This window comes from Pectobacterium cacticida, from assembly GCF_036885195.1.
In the GTDB taxonomy this organism is placed as follows: Bacteria; Pseudomonadota; Gammaproteobacteria; order Enterobacterales; family Enterobacteriaceae; genus Pectobacterium; species Pectobacterium cacticida.
In genome coordinates this window covers 2,385,123-2,404,354 of sequence record NZ_CP133656.1, presented here as the reverse complement: position 1 = coordinate 2,404,354, position 19,232 = coordinate 2,385,123, and the positions used below count along the sequence as shown (strand labels likewise).

The following is a 19,232-nucleotide window of genomic DNA, read 5'->3' as shown; positions in this document are numbered from 1 at the left end:
ATGCTCCAGTATTTACGAGTTCAGAGAAGAGAAAGCGGCCGCGGTATCGTCGGGCTGGGTCAGCAGTGCGAGCAACTCGCTGCATTGCTGGTGAAAATCGTGGCTGTCACGCTGGCGCGGATGCGGCAGAGAAATTGTCGCAATCTGGCGGATACGACCTGGTCGCGGTGCCAGTACGACGACGCGATCGGCGAGATAGACGGCTTCTTCGACATCGTGGGTGACCAGCAGCGTGGTGGTGCCCTCGGCCTGATGAATACGGTGTAGCTCTTGCTGCATCTGCTGGCGCGTTAGGGCGTCCAGCGCGCCGAAAGGCTCATCCAGCATTAAGATGCGTGGATTGGCGACCAGACCCCGCGCGATCGCGACACGTTGCGCCATGCCGCCGGAGAGCTGGGCGGGTAGGGCGTCGGCAAAATCCTGCAAGTGCATAAGCTGAATAAAGTGGTCGATCAGGCGTTTCCGCGCTTTGCTATCGATCGCCTCATTCGCTAGCCCGAGCGCGATGTTTTGCCGTACCGTCAGCCACGGAAACAGGCGCGGTTCCTGAAACACCATGCCGCGCTCGCGTCCGATACCACGCACGGTTTGCCCTTCAACCAGCACGCGTCCCTGATAGTCGTTGTCCAGACCGACCAACATACGTAACAGCGTAGATTTGCCGCAGCCGCTGCTGCCGACAATGGCGACCAGCTCACCGCTGTAAATCGACAGAGAAAAATCCTCAATTACCGTCAGCGCTTCGCCCTGTACGCGAAACTGCTTACGCAAGCGATCGAACTGCACCACCGGTGGCGGCACTTCAAGGGGAGTGGATGTCATGCGATTTCTCCTGCGGAACGCCAACGCGTCATCCGCTGTTCCAGACCTAATCCAACGCGGTCGAATACCGCGCCTGTTAATCCAATCAACAGCATGCCGCTGATAATCAGGGGCATATCCAGTAACTGTTGGGCGTTGATCATCAGGCTGCCGATCCCCGTACCGGATGACATGAAATATTCCGCGCCGATGGTGCCAAGCCAGGCGTAAATCAGCGACAGACGAAAACCCGCGAAGATGGCGGGAGCAGCACCCGGCAGAATCAGCACCCTCAGACGGGTTGAGAGACGGAGCTGTAACACCTGTGCGACTTCCTGTAAGGCCAGCGAACGCTGGCGGATACCGCGGTGGCTGGCTACCAGCATAGGAAAGAAGGAAGCCAGAGCGACAAAGGTGATTTTCCCGGCTTCATCGTTGCCAACCCAGGCGGTCAGCAGCGGTAGCCAGGCAAACAGCGCGATCTGGCGTAGCGTCGCGACCGTGGGCGTAAAAAGGGCGTCGCTGGTGGCGTTTAGCCCCAGTAGTACGCCGCCTACGAGGCCAGCGATAATGCCGCATACCGCACCGGCGAGCGCACGAGTCAGGCTGGCCTGCATTGCCTCAGTAAGCGAACCGTCGCGGACGCCTTGCTGTAACATGTGCCACATGTCTGCGGGAGAGGGCAGGAGTAACGGATCGATCCAGCCAAAACGGCTAGCCTGTTGCCAGAGCAGCAGAAGCAGGAATGGGAAAACCAGCGCGGATAAACGGCGAGACGGCATAATGGTTAAGCGACTGAGCGGCGGATGTGGCCAGAAGACCAGACGACGTTCCAACTGATTGATTGTCCACTCCATCGTCAGCCCCGTCAGACCTATTACGGCGATGCAGACAAACACGATATCCAGTTGAAACAGTTGGCGTCCCCATACCAGCAGATAGCCAATGCCCTGAGACGACGCCAGCAGTTCGACCACAATCAGCGATAACCATGCCTGCGAAAGCGCCAGCCGTAAGCCGGTTAGCCAGGTGGGGAGTGCGGCGGGCAATATCAATTTGATGAGGCGCTGATGCCACGGCAGGCGCAGCGTGCGGGCGACTTCCTGTAGCGCATGCGGCACGTTGCGCACACCCGTTTGCGTATGCAACGTCACCGGGATAATTACCGCCTTGATGATGACCGCCAGTTTTAAGCCGTCATCAATGCCAAACAGCACCATAAATAGCGGGATCCAGCCCAGCGTCGGGATCTGTGCCAGCGCGTATACCGTCGGATGCAGCAGATGTTCGGCGCGGTGTGAGACCCCCATGAGCGCACCGAGCAGTGTTCCCGCCAGTAAGCCTGCCAGCAGACCGCTGGCTAATCGTTGCAGGCTGATAAAGAGCTGCGGCAGGAGATCGTTGTGCCAGAGTTCGACGGCGGTGTTAGCGACGACGTTGGGGGCAGGGAGAATCTGGGTAGGCATCCAGCCGTAGTGGGTGCTGATATACCACAGCGCCAGCAGCGCCAGCGGCACGATTAGTGGTACTACAAGCGGAACCATTATTGACGCGATAAGAGAATAGGTCCGTGCTGTCGGTAGAAGAGGCCAGACGTTCGCGTTTTTTTTCAGCAGTATCGACTTATTCATTTTATTCCACGAAAGCATCACGGTTGGATGAATAGGGAATAAAAAACAGGTTTTAGTCTTAAACGCCAATGCAATAAAGCGATGGTCACCGTGCAAGAAATGCATATGCGCCGCCCGTGCCCGCCCGCGCTGATTTATGCTTTTTTCCGCTGAACAAACCTGTAAATGTTATTTAAGCCTGATGCAGACGGTTCGTTAGTTTTCATGGCAGATGACACGAATATTGAGGAAAACCGTATGCACCAACCATCAATCCCATCGATAATGATTTTATCGGTAACCTTCTCTTCTCGCTGGCGGCAGGGGCTGCATAGATTCATTGGTTGTGCTTTGCTGATGAGCGCTGCGCTAATCGCATCGACCGTTCAGGCAAACGATGCGACCCCACAGGATGCACAGAAGCCGACAGAGATTCGCATTGGTTTGCCGGACCAAAGCGCGGGCAGTAAACCCTTTATCCGCGGGCCGTTGGGGTTGGCGCATATTCAAAAGCAACTGGAGAAAGAATTTGAACCGCAGGGCATCAAGATTCGATGGTCGTTCTTTAAAGGCGCGGGCCCGGCGATAAACGAGGCGCTGGCGAACAGGCAATTGGATGTGGTGTATTTGGGCGATCTGGCAGCCATTATTGGTCGGGCAGGGGGATTGCCGACACGGGTGCTGGTGGGATCGCGCGGCGCTAACTCTTACCTGGCGGCGACGCCGGAATCGGGTATTCAACGCATTGAGGATTTACGCGGTAAGCGGATTGCCGTCTACAAGGGAACGGCCGATCAGCTATCGTTTGAGCGCGCGATTAAAAGCGTTGGATTAAATGAGCGCGACGTGCGGGTCATCAATCTGGACTGGACGGCGGGCAAGGCCGCGTTGGCGGCCAGACGCGTGGATGCGGTATGGGGTGGTGTTTCTCTACTGGCGCTGCGTAAGCAGGGCATCAATATTGTAACCACCAGCCGGGCGCTGGGCTGGCCGAACACCACGCAGGCTGCGGTGCTGGCGACGCAGGACTTTATCGACCGCTATCCAGGCACGACGCAGCAACTGGTCAATGTGCTGGTGGACAATGCGCGGTGGATCGGCGAGGCGCAGCACCTGCCGGACTATACCGCGCTTATGGCAGAGCAGAGCCAGATCCCGCAGGCGATCTTTCAGGAAGAGCTGAAAGCGGAAGATCTCCCGTTTCAAAGCTCGCCACGTCTCGATCCGTTCCTGCTTAGCAGCTTGCAGGACAGCATAGAGCGGGCGAAAGCCGCCGGACTCATTCGCAACTCGTTTTCAGCCAGCGACTGGTTTGCTGGCGAGTTTGCCGATCGGGCATTGAAGGCCAAAGGACTGGCGTCAAATTGGCCGGTGTATGACGCTAGCGGCAATCCCGTGAAATAATCATGTAGGCGCTCACCGTGTTTGCACCGCTGAAGCGGGTGAGCGCAGTTTGTCCTGCGCCAGAATAGCGTCAATCATCAGTTCAGCCAGCGGTGGCAGCGTTCTCTGCAAACAGGTGACAATGCCGAAACGGGTTTGCATGTTTCTCCATTCCTGCAGTGTTCCCGTCAGCGGGATTTCTACCAATTGGTGGCTTAATCGTCCTAGTGCGAAGCCGTCCTCACTGGCGAAGCCGATAGCCTGTGTATGCCGCAGGATACTGAAGACGGAATAGATATGGTCACACTGAATCTGTGGACGATAATCGGGCTGGCGCGTTAAGGCGGCCAGCACCTTGCGCATACCGACGGGCATAAAAGGGGAAGCAAGCGGAAAGCGCAACAGATCGTCAGGCGTCACGGTTGCCTGCTGTGCCAGCGGGTGTGAAGAGTGGCAGATAAAGAAGCAGCGCTGCTGGTTTAATGGCTGCACGTGGAAATGGGTTTCCATTTCGGCCTGCCAGGTATCGGCAACGATAAAAGGCCATTCGTCGGCCAACAGTCGCTCACGCAGAGACTGCCAGTTATCCACGCTGTAGGTGACTCTGGCGCGTGGGCGCAGGGCATGGAAATGTGCGACCGCCTTGGGGATCAGCGTGGTAGAGGGGGCTGGGCCACAACCAAACGTCAGCTCACCTTCCTGCGCCTCGCTGATCTGCCGCATGTCGGCCATCAGTTCCCAAGACAACTCCTGCATGCGTCGGGCAAACGGCAACAGCGTATTACCTTGCCACGTCAGCGCAAAGCGACGGCTCTGACGATCGATAAGCGGATGCCCCATCGTTTGTTCCAGCGCCTGAATGCTGCGGCTGAATGCTGATTGCGACAGGCAGACCGCTTCCGCGGCCTGCACGAAACTCCCATGTTCGACTAGCGCAAGAAAATTGCGCAATTGCCGTAAATCCAGATGCATGTTGCAGCTACCTAACGTATCGATTTTCCCCACTTTTTAGGCGGAGGGCAGAGGGCAACGCAATGAATAAAAATGCATAAGTTATAGCGAATTGATTGTAATAAAATGGGTTACCCGCCAATGCATGATGACGTATAGCGTGGCGTAGGCTCCAATCTGCCGTTTAAGTGTACATGTCAGGGGAACGGTACGATGGCTTATAACGGTGCGGGTCTGATGAGTTGTAATTCTACGCCCAACCTGATGGCATGTTTGGCATTGAGCACGCCCAGTTTTTTGACTACGTTCCCGATATGAAATTTTACGATGCTGATTTTTATATCCAAAATTAATGCGATTTCGGGGTAAGTTTTTCCCATACTGGCCCAATAAAGAATTTCATTTTCACGCTGGGAAAAGATCGCTTTATCATTTTGTTTTCTGTTTTGAGGATTCTGTGTTATCTCTTTGTAAAGAGAGGTTATTTTTTCGTGAATGGTAATAAGCAACATTTGCAGTTTATCTTTATTATTCTCAATGACATTTTCAATATCTGTGGGGGAATGTTCCTCAAACATAATCGATAGCGTCGCCAGGTTGTTATTATTGTCATGCAAAACAAAAGTGTAGCCATTAATAATATCGTATTCTTTCGATAAATTGAAAATCTTGGAGAATTTCAATTTAGAGTTAATAACGATGTTATCTTCCCAGGAAAATGGCGCGACCTTATTTATTGCCGTCAAAATGACGGGGTCAATATGTTGATAATTATTTTCTTTGTAGGTGCTAACCCATTGCGATGGATAATTTGAGATAATCACGACCTGCGAAGGATTCTTTTTGTTCATGATCATGTAAGCGTACTTCACGTCGCCATACTGCTTTAACTTTCGTCCGAGGGCGTTCTTAATCGTGTTATTGATAATTTCGTTATCAGAGCAAAAAATAGACATGTTACGGCCTCAATAAAAGCGTGAAGATACTCATGATATAGGCAACCTATAAAAGTATAGTGTCAGCCTAGACCTAAGTCTAACTACTGTTACTTTATGATATCACTTATAATTTTCGCATGAACAGGGGTGATTACACAAATAGACAAGAAAAGAAGTGTTAGCTTAATTCTACAGAAAATATTGTTACAGACGTTCGCCAACCCAGGGATTTTCCCCAATTATCCCCCCTGTTCTGTTTATCCGTTTTAGGGCGCAGGCTACTCAACGCTGCGCCCTAAACAGTGATTCTTTGTTCGGATTTGGATCGCGCTTTCCTCCGCTTTACGTCGAAAATGCGTCATTTACTGCCGTACCGTCTTTGCCACCTTTTTGTTGATATTTGCCGATCGCATATCCTATTCGTCGTCTTGCCGTCTAACACCCTATCCCATTAGCGCTATTGTACTTGTCATTTGGCCCTGGGCAGTGCTCGAAATCCTCACGTATTGCGTGTACGCTCCAGTTTCAGCGCTCTAGCCGTAACCAAACTGGCTGGGCCAATTACGCCTACCGGGATAGTCTCTTAATGCTGGGTGGCATATGTCATCAACATTTTTCCCATTTAAGGCACCGAAACCGGGGCATTTTATGCATTGGCAGCGGTTTGGTCCCAATTTGGAATAAGGTGTTGGCCATTGCTGCCGATATTATGAATTCAGGGAATGCTATCTCGCTTTGAGGGATTCGAGCCAGCCGTATGTTGGAGAGGTTGGATGCCGTTTGCCAATCCGATGATTGCCATTGTTGGATGATGACATTGCCACAGATTGAAAATATTTGCGATTGGACGCTGGATAACATCGATAAACAGGGCTATCACATACAGAGAAGCGGTCGGATGTTGGTCTCAATTTGCTCACATCACGAATGTTGCCTGCTGATGATATAACGATAATGACTCATGCTGAGGAAAACATGAATAATTTTCAAAAAGATATTGATGAGAGAACAAACCTTACCTCTGCCAATAAATTTGAACTCTTATTGTTTCAACTGGGCAAATCACCGGATGGTGGCAAATCCGAACTATTTGGCATCAACGTTTTTAAGTTACGTGAAATCGTTCCAATGCCGGCGCTGACCAAAGCCGCAGGGATGAAATCGCCGATGCTGGGTATGGTTAATATTCGCGGGCAAATCATTCCAGTTATTGATCTCCCAGCCATTGTCGGCAGTATCCCACAAACCGGGTTGAACATTCTCCTTGTCACTGAATATGCGCGCAGTACGCAGGCGTTCGCTGTAGAATCGGTTGACGATATCGTTCGCCTGGAATGGAGTCAGGTTCTGGCGGCGGAAGCCGGTGTGAGTAGTACGTATATTACCAGTATTGCTCGCCTCGATAATGATAACGACAGCAACCGTCTGGCGCTGGTGCTGGATGTTGAGCAAATTTTGTTCGACATCATCCCCGGAGAGCGTGAAACCACGCTTAAGAACACAGAAGGTAACGTTTATTCTTACACGCCTGGTGCGGTGGCGGTCGTGGCGGAAGATTCCAAAGTCGCCCGTGCGCTGCTGGAGCAAGGTCTTAACCAGATGGGCATTCCGTTTAGTATGCACATCACCGGGCGGGAAGCCTGGAATAAGGTTCAACAATTGGCGCAGGAAGCACAATCGGAAGGCCGACCCGTTTCAGATAAAATTTCTCTGGTATTGACCGATTTAGAAATGCCCGAAATGGACGGATTTACGTTGACGAGAAATATTAAGCGTGAAGAATTCTTAAAACATATTCCCGTAGTCATTCACTCCTCTTTGTCGGGTAGCGCGAACGAAGATCATGTGCGTAATGTAGGCGCGGATGCTTATGTCGCGAAATTTGAGATCAACGAGTTGTCGACGGCGATCCAGACGGTGTTGGGTAAGGCCCAAGGGTCATACTGACGTTGACAGTATGCGTCCTCGCCATTCCACAGAGGTGAAGGCAAAGCCACTTTTTAGCGCAAGAGGATGTCTTTGACGGCGTTAGCGAAACCTTGTCAGAGTGCCGCCTGATTCAGGCGGCACAAGTTTAATCCAGATCGGATGCCTGATGGCGTTCGGCAACCTGTTCTGACGCGTCTCCCCAGGTACGGTTGACTTTACGCCCGCGAATCACCGCTGGTCGCGCGGCAATCTCATCAGCCCAGCGTTTTACATGGGTGTATTCGTGTGCGGACAGGAATTCCGCGGCGGAATATAGCGCATTTTGCACCAGGCCACCGTACCACGGCCAGGCGGCGATATCGGCAATGGTATAGCTATCGCCCGCCAGATAGCGGTTTTCTGCTAATTGGCGGTTGAGTACATCCAACTGGCGCTTGGTTTCCATGGTGAAACGGTTGATCGGATATTCCATTTTTTCCGGCGCGTAGGCGTAGAAGTGCCCGAACCCCCCGCCCACATAAGGGGCGGAACCCATTTGCCAGAACAGCCAATTTAAGGTTTCAGTGCGCGCGGCCAGATCGCTCGGCAGCAGCGCGCCAAATTTTTCGGCCAGATAGACCAGAATAGATCCCGATTCGAACACGCGGATCGGTTTATCGCCGCTCCGATCCAGCAATGCAGGGATCTTGGAGTTCGGGTTGACCTCGACAAAACCGCTGGAGAACTGATCCCCCTCACCGATCTTAATCAGCCAGGCATCGTACTCGGCCCCGGAATGGCCCAATGCGAGTAACTCCTCCAACATGATTGTCACTTTCACGCCGTTTGGCGTCGCCAGCGAGTAAAGCTGAAGCGGATGTTTACCTATGGGGAGCGCCTTTTCGTGCGTTGGGCCGGCTACTGGCCGGTTAATATGCGCGAAGGCACCGCCAGAGGTAGTGGGTTGCCAGACCTTAGGAGGCACGTAGGTTGATGATGTCGTCATTCAAAACTCCTTATACGGGCATGAAGTCATTACAGGGTGAGTAAACACCATACCAAACTCGCGACGCTACCCGATACAATTCTTAGCATCAAGATGTAAACCAAAGGCGTAGTCGGCGTCGGCATTGTGCTTTAAACTGCGCGTTGCAGCATTAGGTCGATAACCATTAAGTAGGCAGTTATAGCGATGAACGGAACGATCACCACGTGGTTTAAAGAGAAGGGCTTTGGATTTATCCATGATGAAAACGGCGATAACCGCTATTTTCACGTCATTAAGGTTACTAACCCCGAACTGATCAAGAAAAATGCGGCAGTCACCTTCGAACCGACCACGAATAGCAAGGGGCTGGCCGCCTATGCAGTGAAAGTCGTACCTGAAAGCAAATACATTTTTATCGCGGGCGAGCGCATTAAGCTTACGGCGATTAAGTCTTATCAAGTTTACTGCGAGGAGGTACCTGCCGAGGCTCATATCGATAAAGCACGCGCCGTATTATCTGTTGGGGGATTGATGAATAGTATCCGGCCAAAACCAACGGTAAAACCAGGGGAACGACGCTCACTGAAAAAGTTGGCGATCGTCACATTTCATGGGACGACATTTACCTTTTCTGAAGATGAAATTGACGTGGATGCCACGGTGAAGTTGCTCAGAACCTGAGAGAATACGGACCAAATAACCGATATTATGCTATTCATTATTCAACGGATTTAGGGACTAAGATGACAAAACTCTCGTTGCAAGAACAGATGTTAAAGGCCGGCTTAGTGAGCAGTAAAAAAATGGCTAAAGTTCAACGGACGGCCAAAAAATCACGCGTTCAGGCACGTGAAGCAAGGGCGGCGGTGGAAGAAAACAAAAAAGCGCAGCTTGAGCGCGATAAGTTATTAAACGGGCAACAAAAACAGGCTGCCTTATTAAGGGAGTATAAAGCGCAGGTGAAGCAACTCATTGAAATGAACCGTATCAACATTTCAAGAGGTGATATTAGCTTTAACTTTGCAGATAACAATTTAATTAAGAAAATAGATGTGGATAAATCGACGCAGGCTCAACTGATTAACGGGCGCCTTGCGATTGCTCGTTTGGCTGGGGAGAGTCGTGGAGAATATGAGTACGCCATTATTCCTGCAAGCGTAGCCGATAAGATCGCGCAGCGGGATGCGGACAGTATTGTATTAAATAGTGCGCTTAGCCAAGAGGCGCAAGATGAAGAAGATCCTTATGCTGATTTTAAAATACCGGATGATTTAATGTGGTAAGTCATCCTGTGAGGATAATCATGAAAGTCCGAAAGGGCTTTTCATGATCATGGCTATATGACGAAAATCATGTCAAACACTATCGGCATAAAAACTGCCTTACGCAACTTTGTTCATATAGATAACCTTTGGATGTTCAGTATCAAGCGCATTTTTTATCCGCATTATTTTAGCAATGAGCAAAAAAGTAAGTAGATCCTTTATGCCATATTTTCTATAAATGTTGTTCTTCATATTATTGGCAGTTTTATGTGTGATTGACATACGTTGAGCGATAGTTTTTATCGAAACACCGTCTAACCAATAGGCGAAAAATATTTTTTCGTTCGGTGATAAAGAAATTGTTTTTCCTTTTATTTCGTTGATCATGCCCATGGCGGACATCATCTTTTTAATCGTGATAATCGAAGCGTATTTCGATAATAAAAGTACGTTTTTTGTCACCATAATAGGCGCATGTCTACGGTTATTGAGAATAATGATAAACTTCCAATGAGTAGACGTAATTGTTTGAGTCAATCGCGCCATGTCGATACCGTACTCAATATCCAGAATCGCTATTGGTGAGTTATCGCAACTTATATTTTCCATGCAGGTGAAAGCGGCCGAGGTAAAAGGACAGCGGCTGAATACTTCAATGTTCATAGCGATAATGATTCAATAGCTTTATGGTTGGGGCTCCCGATGGAGCCATATTCCTGTTACCGTGCTCACAAGCATATTGGCTATCCGCTATTTGCGGCAGCACAACGGTGATGGGTTAAGACGACATGTTACGTTTGTACGGACAGAAGCTTATCATTCGTAGCGATCAAAAGATAATCGGTTTGATTGATCGATGCGATCGTTTCGATCGGTGCTACCGATCGAAGGTGTATGGATAAGTATTTGTGTAGCAGGCTAAAATAGGGTAAGTCGATAGCCTGCTCGTTTGGATCTTATTGGCGATTGGTGGGAGGATAAGTGCGGGTAGGCGTTTATCTAATTTTTCGACATAAAAATTTATCTTTTATCACGCCATCAAAGAAACGCCCTTTAGAGACGACGGCATCCGAAATAAACTTCTTATAGAGAGAGCTGGGTACGCCCACATACTGATAGATATCTTTATTACAAAATTCTATCTCAAGCGTACGCGCTTTGGCGTCATAGCCTATAGAATGAATGCGTGAAGATGAAACGGGCTGTCGCTGCAATTCTTGTTCCCCCTGCTAAGAATCAAATCAAACTATCAACGATTCGCGATAGCGTGTATTTGCACGAAAAATGTGCTTATTAATTGAATTTGTACCAAATTTCGGAGCGGTTAGGTTAGTAAAATCACTTGGTTTGGCGTTATGACGCTGCGAATTTGCTCAGTTGCTGGTATTTGCCGGTTTGATTAAAATGGATATCGAACCGGTAAAATACCATATTGGACTCGCCCACGAGACCCTCACCGGCATCACAAGCGACAACATTGAAACGTTATTAAGTTTCTGCCGCATACTCAATTCTGTTTCTTCCGTTGGCTTTGGCCTGATAGAGAGCATCGTCCGCCGCCTTTACCAAACATTCATAATCTGGATGGCCATTATATACGGCAATACCCGCGCTTACCGTAACAGTTAGGCTGGCGCCGTTTTGCAGATAAATAATGTGATCCTGAATCTTTTTTCTCAGCCGTTCGATGAGCGTGTAGGCGGCGACTTTGGGCGTTTCGATCAGTACGATCATGAATTCTTCACCGCCATAACGGAAAACATAGTCGCTATTTCTAGTACTTTCGTAAAGCACCTCCGCAACTTTTTTCAAGACAATATCACCCGCGGCGTGGCCATAGGTATCGTTGACAGCTTTAAAATAATCAATATCAATCATGGCAAGACTGAGTGACGCATTTGAGTGCATGGCCAGCGATATCTCATGCCGAAGGATGGTGGGTAGAAAGCGGCGGTTAAGGAGAAGGGTTAAGGTATCTTTGCCACTCTCTAATTTTTGTACTTCATCAAATAACGACCCGAGTAACGTGTTGATTTTGTAAATCCGGCTTCTCACAGCCTTAAGGAGCGGCGCGTAATCCTGTTGTTTTAGTAGCGATACCGTGTTGTAGCTGCGAATATATTCATCCGTTTCGGTTATAACCTCGGCAATGGTGATAATGCCCTGAATATTACTAAAACTGGTTTTACCCTTATGATTAAACCACAGGCCAAATTCGGAATCGCATAAATTCTGGATACTGGAAAGTGGCGTACCGGTAACTACGCTAAATATGAACGCGTTTTCCCAGTGCAGCAACGCGGCATTTTGCCGTTCCCTCTCCATACTGGCATTTTCCAGAATCGAAAATAGTCGATAGGATTCTTCATTTCTGGCGGCAATATCATGCGATTGAGAATATTTTTTATTCATTATCTCTATGGCAATATCTATTGAAATAGCAGCAAAACGCATCGCGTCAAAACACAGCGCCTTGTTCTCCGTAGCTTGGGATATTGCGGTATAGAGATGCCACTTGAGACGTCTGGCCCCGCGTTCAACGAGATCGATAGGAAGGTCGATACGAGCATGGATCTGACCAATTTTTTTTTGGTAATCGATCAGATCATTCAGTTGTTTCCCGGTATTTGTGAGAATGTCTGCAATCCATTTGCTCATCGCCCCATGAAGCCGATCGTGCACTTGCTGCGTTGAGAGAAAAAGGGTGGCTTCCCGATCTTTGAGCATGTAGCTATAAAATTCGTCAGCAAAGTAGGTGGCGCTTTGGTCGGAGATCTCACGTAGCAGATCAAAAGAATCCTGAGAGGTTATCGCTATCAGTTGCATCCACTCTGAAGCGATAATGAGGTCATAATCCAGTTCTCCGCTGTTCCTCTGGTCATAGATACTCGGTGATGCGTTCAATTTTTGATCTCTTTTTGCGAATATGTCAGAGGCATAAGGCGTGAAATATTTAGACCCTATCCCATTAGGGCTATTTTACTTGCCATTTTGGCCCTGGGCAGTGCTCGAAATCCTCACGTACTCCGTGTACGCTTCGGCTTCTGCGCGCAGTCCGTGGCCATACTAACTACGACAATGACGCCTACTGGGAAGGGCTCTTAATCGTACCTGCATTATCAAGACCTCGTGACAGCATGTGTCATAGGGCATGATAAAAAGTAAAATCGCCTATTTTTACAGGTACTATTAATGCCGTTGCAGTAGATGATAATTCTGTTTTTTTGATGTTAGAAGCTATTTTGGATAAATCTATGAAAGTTAGCGATCTGGTTACGGTTAAAACCGATGGGAATAAGCGCAGGGAAGGCGTGGTTCTGGCTGTAGAGACGTTTCAGGAAGGCACCATGTATTTGGTGGCGTTAGAGGATTACCCAGCAGGAATTTGGTTCTTCAACGAGTCTGACAGCCAAGATGGCACGTTTGTTGAGCCAAAGATATTGCCGGAAAAACGTGACGGGAATTGAGAAGTCGGCGAGCCCTGTCAGTTGAACAGGGGTCGCCGTAGTGAGTGGCGCTCGTATTAGAATGTTTCCCAGTTACCACTTTCTTCATTGGTCGTGCGGGGTAGGACCAGTGAAGGCGGCGTCTTCGCGGTAGGTCGGGTAGGCGTTGTTAACGTAGCGGATAACTGGCTTGACAGTTTAAATGTCGCCACCGCCTGGGTGAGGCGCGCAGCTTGTTCTTCCAACGATGCGGCGGCTGCGCTCGCTTCCTGAACCAGAGCCGCATTTTGCTGTGTCACGCTATCCATTTCTGAGATTGCCTGACCTACTTGAGAGATTCCCCTGCTTTGTTCATCAGACGCGGAGGCAATTTCCCCCATGATGTCAGTGACGTTCGTGATGGCATCAACAATCTCTTTCATGGTGTGGCCTGCATTATCTACCTGAACAGAACCACTATTGACCAGGCTGACGGATTCAGAAATCAGTGTCTCTATCTCCTTGGCTGCTTGCGCACTACGCTGCGCGAGGCTGCGAACCTCACTGGCGACGACCGCAAACCCACGACCTTGTTCTCCGGCTCTGGCCGCTTCAACTGCGGCATTCAGCGCGAGGATATTGGTTTGAAAAGCAATACTGTTAATAACATTGGTAATTTCAGATATTTTCTTAGAGCTCCCCGAAATACGGCTCATTGTGTTAACGACGTTTTCAACAATCTCACCACCCTGTTTGGCTTTTCCGGAGGCGTTTTCTGCGAGTTGGCTTGCATGATGGGCATTTTCCGAATTTTGTTTTACGGTTGCGGTCAATTGCTCCATGCTGGCCGCCGTCTCTTCAAGTGCGGCAGCCTGCTGCTCAGTTCGTGAGGAAAGATCTGTGTTACCGGATGAAATTTCCGTTGAGCCTTGATAAATCGAATCTGCGCTTTCTCGAACGGTCATCACCGTTGTCGCTAAAGAGGACTGCATTTGCTGAATGTTGCTGGCGAGTAGGCCAATTTCATTTTTGCCATAACGCTCCATTTCTTGCGTCAGATCGCCTTGTGCAATGCGTTGAATCCTTGCCACCAGTTGATGGATGGGTTTAATAAGAATTCCTCTCAGGAGCAGAAAGGTCAGAAGCGTCAAAATGATGGCTAGCACAAAACCACTTGCCATCAATGAATACCCGAGTAGGGTGTTTTTATGTGCGGTTTCATTTAATGCTTTCGCTCTTTGCGTACGATAAGCGACAGCCTCTAACAATAATTTATTATACGCCGAATCCAACACGCGAATTTCTTCGGATTCAAGGGTGATAACTTCTTCAAATAGCCCTTGTTTAGCCGCATTGAGCATTAACAGAATACCCTGGTTGACATAGGCATCGTAGGATTTACGCAAATCCTTGTCCAGCGCGGTGTCCTGTGGAGACTTAATCGAACGTTGTTCATAGACGAGGAATGATTGCTTAGACTGTTCCAGGCGCTGCCCAGCTTGTTTCAGATTGTCATTGAAGACTTGAGTATCGCCAATACGCGCCGCCGCCGCCGCCTGAATAAGCAACAGGCGTGCGCTGCGTAAATGGTTAGAACTGTTCGAGATACCCATCCGCGTATCGATCTCTTGTGTAATGTCGTTTAGTGATTGGTTGCTGCTCTGTAGAAAAACGGTGGATATACCGATAGATGCCGCAAAAAGCAACATAATACCGCCCAGAATAATGATGAATAGGGGAACTAGCCGTAAATTGCTCAGCAGACCAGAGGCGGTGTGCTGCTCAGACCCTGATGTTATTTTCATATCCATGCGCTCATTCTTAGATGATTTATGATTAACCATGCCACCGACGGTGGTTTTGGCGTTGAGATTTTCGCGTCTACATTAATGATAATTTATTAGCTAAACAACCAATATAAAAGATAATCGGCATATATTGAGAAACCTTAATCATACTCGGTGCGATCGCGATCACGTTTTAATGCTTTAAAAAGAAATCAGTAATACAGAATCATATAGATTGATGATGGACACATAATCTACAACTTCCTATATATTTTATTGTTTCCTGATGGCAAGGTATAGATATCAAATCTATATCCTAAAGGGTTTGCGTTGGAGTGAGTATATACTATTTGGCACTGATTTATTCCACGCTATTACTTAATTAATATATTCTGGTGCAACGCCTTAATTAATCTGAGTCCACACTTTGAATAGAAAAATAAACACGTTCTATAATCCTTTGGAAAGTTATGTGGCTTACCGCGTGTTGATTACTACCTACCTGTTGATCACTACACCCTTATCCTATTCATTAGGGGACAAAAATGACGGTTAACACCTCTGACGCTTAGCGTTTAGCTATTCTAATCGCTCACATCTGAAGTCATCGTCGCAATGATCTCGCAGTCTACATTCTTGGTTTTGCCGGAGGCGCCATCTACCTCAATGTAATTCACCTGTAAAATTATTGATATCTATCATTTAGATAGCAGTAAAATCGTTTTTTTTTCACTATTCACCCTGTGATTTCTTGCGCTAAGAGATGTCATTTTTGATTTAAAAATGACCAATTTAGTGCTTTGAGGGGTTAAGGGTTATAGGTAAACCTTTCGATTTTGTGATCTAGATCACACAATAGCCAAATTCATTCTTCAGTCGCGTTGTATATGCTACGAATAAGGCGGTACAGTTGCTCTGTTTTAGGATTAATCCTATGATTCGGTTGGGACGAATGTCGCGTGGGGTTAAAAGCAACGGATGAATGGATTCACAGCGTAGCAGCCGAGTAGTGATTGCCCGAATGGGGAATGATGAAGGAATGATAAAAGAGTACTCGCAATATCTGGCACCGAACTTTTTTTATGCCATCAATAGAGAGTGATTTTCGAACTGGGCGATATGATCATCACCATAACTTATGTTTTAAACATAGCCTGTCGGGATGGGAAATATGGGTACTTCTGAATTACTCAAACACATTTATGACATTAATTTGTCTTATTTGTTACTGGCACAACGGTTAATTAATGATGAAAAAGCTTCTGCAATGTTTCGTCTGGGAATTACTGATGAAATGGCGGATGTTTTGATGCAACTTACCTTACCGCAGATGGTGAAATTGGCAGAAACTAACCAATTGATATGCCATTTTCGTTTTGACGATCACAATACAATCAAAGTGTTGACTCAGGAATCACGTGTAGATGATTTGCAGCAAATCCATACGGGGATTTTGTTGTCGAGTCACCTATTACAACAGTTGACTTCGAAAGAAGAAAACCTGCCTAAAAAAAGGGCATAGTAATGGCGGAGAAAAGTATTGTTCAGGAGGCGAAAGATATCCAATTGGCAATGGAGCTCATTTCGCTTGGCGCGCGCTTGCAGATGTTAGAAAGTGAAACGCAGTTGAGCCGCGGACGTTTAATTAAACTGTATAAAGAATTGAGGGGTAGTCCGCCACCAAAAGGAATGCTACCGTTTTCAACGGACTGGTTTATGACCTGGGAACAGAATATTCACTCATCAATGTTCTACAATGCTTACAATTTTTTAATCAAGAATGGGCAGTGCACCGGCGTGGAAGCGGTTATTAAATCCTACCGGCTGTATCTTGAACAGTGTGCCCCGCAGAGCGATTCCCCCTTGTTGGCGTTGACGCGAGCCTGGACGCTGGTCCGGTTTGTTGATAGCGGTATGTTGCAATTGTCATCGTGTAATTCCTGCAAAGGAATGTTTATTACACATGCTCACCAACCCAAAAACAGTTTTGTTTGTAGTTTGTGTCAACCCCCATCCAGAGCGGTAAAAAGGCGTAAACTTTCGCAAAATCTTGCCGATATAGTACCTCAACTGCTGGATGAACAGGTAAAACACGCGGTCTGAGCCTGTAGCGATTTGTGAATCTATCACTGTTTGTTGTGTGTAAGGGCGGTGATAGGTTTTTCTTCAAGAGTGTCCCAGCTATGGCTCCGCAGTTTTATCTCACTTTCCGCCCACCTTCTTGATTATAAGGATTTTTTGTGCTGGTTATATTGGGTTATATCGTAATTGTGGCCTCGATACTCGGCGGTTATCTCATGGTCGGTGGGGCCTTGGGCGCGCTTTATCAACCCTCGGAGCTACTGATTATCGGTGGCGCGGCAATCGGCGCTTTCATCGTAGGTAACAATGGTAAGGCGATAAAAGCGACTCTGCGCGCATTACCGCTTTTGGTCAAAGGATCCAAGTACAATAAGGCCTTGTATATGGACCTTATGGCGTTGCTCTTTCGTCTAATGGCTAAATCCCGCCAGCAAGGGATGCTCTCTCTGGAATTTGATATCGATAATCCTCGCGAGAGTGAAATCTTCTCCAGCTATCCGAGAATTCTTGAGGACAGCAACATTGTTGAATTTATTACCGACTATTTGCGCTTGATGGTTAGCGGCAACATGAACGCGTTTGAGATTGAAACGCTGATGGATGAGGAGATCGAAACGATTGAGCATGAGAGCGAGATGCCTGCAACCAGCTTGACGCTAATGGGAGACGGTCTTCCGGCATTTGGTATTGTTGCCGCAGTCATGGGGGTTGTCCATTCACTGGCTTATGTCGACCGACCGGCCGCCGAGCTTGGTATGATGATCGCGCATGCCATGGTCGGGACTTTTTTGGGTATTCTCTTGGCCTACGGTTTTGTTTCGCCACTGGCTGCACTGTTACGACAAAAAAATGCTGAGAAAATAAAGGTCTTACAGTGCGCAAAAGTGACGTTACTGTCGAGTCTGAATGGGTATGCGCCGCAAATCGCCGTTGAATTTGGTCGCAAAACACTGTACTCCACGGAGCGGCCTTCCTTTAGCGAATTGGAAGAACATATTCGTCGAGTGAAATCACCGACTCAGCCTGCGTCGGACAGTAACGCATGAAACAACCACATCCCATTATTCGCAAGAAGCGTAAGTCTTGGCATGAACCGCACCACGGTGGTTCATGGAAGATCGCCTACGCTGATTTTATGACCGCAATGATGGCGCTGTTTCTTGTTATGTGGCTTATCTCAATTTCCACGCCAATGCAGTTAGCTCAAATTGCGGAGTATTTCCGTACACCGCTTAAGGTTGCATTAACCTCTGGCCCTAAATCCAGCGACAGTGAAAGCCCGATTCCAGGTGGGGGCGACGACCTGACCCAGCAAGATGGTGAGGAAAAAAAGGCTATTGAAACGGATAGTCAGGAAAAGAAACTGGACGAGCTTAGGCTCAACAAATTGCGAGAGCGACTGGATCAGCTCATTGAAGCCGATCCTCGACTCCGCGCGCTTCGCCCTCATCTCCTCATCGAAATGATCGATGAAGGCTTACGCATTCAAATCATCGATAGTCAAAATCGGCCAATGTTTAAAACCGGGAGCGCGCAGGTTGAACCGTACATGCGCGATATCCTGCGTGCGATAGCGCCAATTTTGAACGACTTTCCTAACAAGCTGAGTATTTCGGGCCATACCGATGATGTTCAATATACCACTGGGGAACGTGGTTACAGTAACTGGGAACTGTCCGCGGATCGCGCCAATGCATCACGCCGTGAGCTTATTTTTGGCGGACTGTCCGAGGGGAAAGTCCTACGCGTTGTGGGGATGGCGGCAACCATGAATCTCAAACAGGCGGCGGGTGGCAATGATGCGATTAACCGGCGTATCAGTTTGCTGGTGTTGAGCAGGCAGGCCCAAAGGGATATTGAACAAGAAAATGCGGAAAGTTCCGCCGTTGATATCGATAAAGCGGAAAATTTACAAAATATGGCATTTGATCAGTCTAAACCAACCGATCCGCCTGCCGAAACTAGTAATAATGCGAGTGGTAGTGGTGAGCAAACGCCGCAACCCACTCATGGTGTCCCTGCGCCAGAGCGTCAACAGCCAACCACTGCGTTGCCTGCTGCGCCCGACAGTCAGGCGACGCCTTCTCAATAAGC

The 19,232-nt window shown here is 48.3% G+C and carries 18 protein-coding genes; 9 read left to right on the top strand and 9 right to left on the bottom strand.

Going from position 1 to position 19,232, the window contains the following annotated elements; genetic code table 11:
* Positions 1–12: 12 nt before the first annotated feature.
* The gene (locus RFN81_RS11155) at positions 13–822 is read right to left on the bottom strand and encodes an ABC transporter ATP-binding protein (RefSeq protein ID WP_264495918.1); all 810 of its coding nucleotides are present in this window, start codon (positions 820–822) and stop codon (positions 13–15) included.
* Entirely contained in the window at positions 819–2,432 is a 1,614-nt protein-coding gene (locus tag RFN81_RS11150; protein ID WP_264495917.1) for an ABC transporter permease, read from the bottom strand. The genes RFN81_RS11155 and RFN81_RS11150 overlap by 4 nt, the downstream gene beginning before the upstream one ends.
* Before the next feature lie 237 nt (positions 2,433–2,669).
* On the opposite strand from RFN81_RS11150, the gene RFN81_RS11145 reads away from it, so the two are divergent.
* Positions 2,670–3,815 carry an ABC transporter substrate-binding protein gene (locus RFN81_RS11145; RefSeq protein ID WP_264495916.1) on the top strand — a complete coding sequence of 382 codons (1,146 nt, stop codon included), beginning with the start codon at positions 2,670–2,672 and terminating at the stop codon, positions 3,813–3,815.
* Positions 3,816–3,827: 12 nt separating this feature from the next.
* On the opposite strand, the gene RFN81_RS11140 is transcribed toward RFN81_RS11145, so the two are convergent.
* Both RFN81_RS11140 and RFN81_RS11135 read right to left on the bottom strand, forming a co-directional pair.
* Positions 3,828–4,766, bottom strand: coding sequence for a LysR family transcriptional regulator (locus tag RFN81_RS11140; protein WP_264495915.1), 939 nt, complete (start codon positions 4,764–4,766; stop codon positions 3,828–3,830).
* Between the two features lie 197 nt (positions 4,767–4,963).
* Positions 4,964–5,701, bottom strand: coding sequence for a LuxR family transcriptional regulator (locus RFN81_RS11135; protein WP_264495914.1), 738 nt, complete (start codon positions 5,699–5,701; stop codon positions 4,964–4,966).
* 957 nt (positions 5,702–6,658) lie between these two features.
* Here RFN81_RS11135 and RFN81_RS11130 point away from each other — a divergent pair.
* Positions 6,659–7,630 (top strand): chemotaxis protein, encoded by a 972-nt coding sequence (locus RFN81_RS11130; RefSeq protein ID WP_264495913.1) that lies wholly within the window; start codon positions 6,659–6,661, stop codon positions 7,628–7,630.
* Positions 7,631–7,757: 127 nt separating this feature from the next.
* On the opposite strand, the gene yghU is transcribed toward RFN81_RS11130, so the two are convergent.
* A complete protein-coding gene (gene yghU / locus RFN81_RS11125; protein WP_264495912.1) occupies positions 7,758–8,597 on the bottom strand; it encodes a glutathione-dependent disulfide-bond oxidoreductase in 840 nt (279 codons plus the stop codon).
* 180 nt (positions 8,598–8,777) lie between these two features.
* On the opposite strand from yghU, the gene RFN81_RS11120 reads away from it, so the two are divergent.
* Together RFN81_RS11120 and RFN81_RS11115 are read left to right on the top strand one after the other, a co-directional pair.
* Positions 8,778–9,260 (top strand): cold-shock protein, encoded by a 483-nt coding sequence (locus RFN81_RS11120; RefSeq protein WP_264498945.1) that lies wholly within the window; start codon positions 8,778–8,780, stop codon positions 9,258–9,260.
* Positions 9,261–9,322: 62 nt separating this feature from the next.
* Positions 9,323–9,862 carry a DUF2058 domain-containing protein gene (locus tag RFN81_RS11115; RefSeq protein ID WP_264495911.1) on the top strand — a complete coding sequence of 180 codons (540 nt, stop codon included), beginning with the start codon at positions 9,323–9,325 and terminating at the stop codon, positions 9,860–9,862.
* Between the two features lie 99 nt (positions 9,863–9,961).
* Here the strand turns inward: RFN81_RS11115 and RFN81_RS11110 are convergent, their stop codons facing one another.
* From RFN81_RS11110 to RFN81_RS11100, 3 genes are all read right to left on the bottom strand, one after another.
* Positions 9,962–10,507 (bottom strand): LuxR C-terminal-related transcriptional regulator, encoded by a 546-nt coding sequence (locus tag RFN81_RS11110; RefSeq protein WP_264495910.1) that lies wholly within the window; start codon positions 10,505–10,507, stop codon positions 9,962–9,964.
* Positions 10,508–10,839: 332 nt separating this feature from the next.
* The gene (locus RFN81_RS11105) at positions 10,840–11,058 is read right to left on the bottom strand and encodes a KTSC domain-containing protein (RefSeq protein WP_264495909.1); all 219 of its coding nucleotides are present in this window, start codon (positions 11,056–11,058) and stop codon (positions 10,840–10,842) included.
* 274 nt (positions 11,059–11,332) lie between these two features.
* Positions 11,333–12,748 (bottom strand): diguanylate cyclase, encoded by a 1,416-nt coding sequence (locus RFN81_RS11100; protein WP_264495908.1) that lies wholly within the window; start codon positions 12,746–12,748, stop codon positions 11,333–11,335.
* A gap of 350 nt (positions 12,749–13,098) precedes the next feature.
* On the opposite strand from RFN81_RS11100, the gene dsrB reads away from it, so the two are divergent.
* A complete protein-coding gene (gene dsrB / locus RFN81_RS11095) occupies positions 13,099–13,311 on the top strand; it encodes a protein DsrB (RefSeq protein WP_264495907.1) in 213 nt (70 codons plus the stop codon).
* Positions 13,312–13,367: 56 nt separating this feature from the next.
* Here the strand turns inward: dsrB and RFN81_RS11090 are convergent, their stop codons facing one another.
* Positions 13,368–15,080, bottom strand: a complete 1,713-nt coding sequence (locus tag RFN81_RS11090; RefSeq protein WP_264495906.1) for a methyl-accepting chemotaxis protein — start codon at positions 15,078–15,080, stop codon at positions 13,368–13,370.
* Positions 15,081–16,227: 1,147 nt separating this feature from the next.
* Here RFN81_RS11090 and flhD point away from each other — a divergent pair.
* From flhD to motB, 4 genes are all read left to right on the top strand, one after another.
* Positions 16,228–16,578 (top strand): flagellar transcriptional regulator FlhD, encoded by a 351-nt coding sequence (flhD, locus tag RFN81_RS11085; protein ID WP_264495905.1) that lies wholly within the window; start codon positions 16,228–16,230, stop codon positions 16,576–16,578.
* 2 nt (positions 16,579–16,580) lie between these two features.
* Complete coding sequence (flhC, locus tag RFN81_RS11080) at positions 16,581–17,159, top strand: flagellar transcriptional regulator FlhC (RefSeq protein ID WP_264495904.1); 579 nt, start codon at positions 16,581–16,583, stop codon at positions 17,157–17,159.
* 137 nt (positions 17,160–17,296) lie between these two features.
* Positions 17,297–18,184: a flagellar motor stator protein MotA gene (gene motA, locus RFN81_RS11075; RefSeq protein WP_264495903.1), complete on the top strand. Its 888-nt coding sequence runs from the start codon at positions 17,297–17,299 to the stop codon at positions 18,182–18,184.
* Positions 18,181–19,230 (top strand): flagellar motor protein MotB, encoded by a 1,050-nt coding sequence (gene motB / locus RFN81_RS11070; RefSeq protein ID WP_264495902.1) that lies wholly within the window; start codon positions 18,181–18,183, stop codon positions 19,228–19,230. Before motA ends, motB begins: the two co-directional genes overlap by 4 nt.
* The last annotated feature ends 2 nt before the right edge of the window (positions 19,231–19,232 follow it).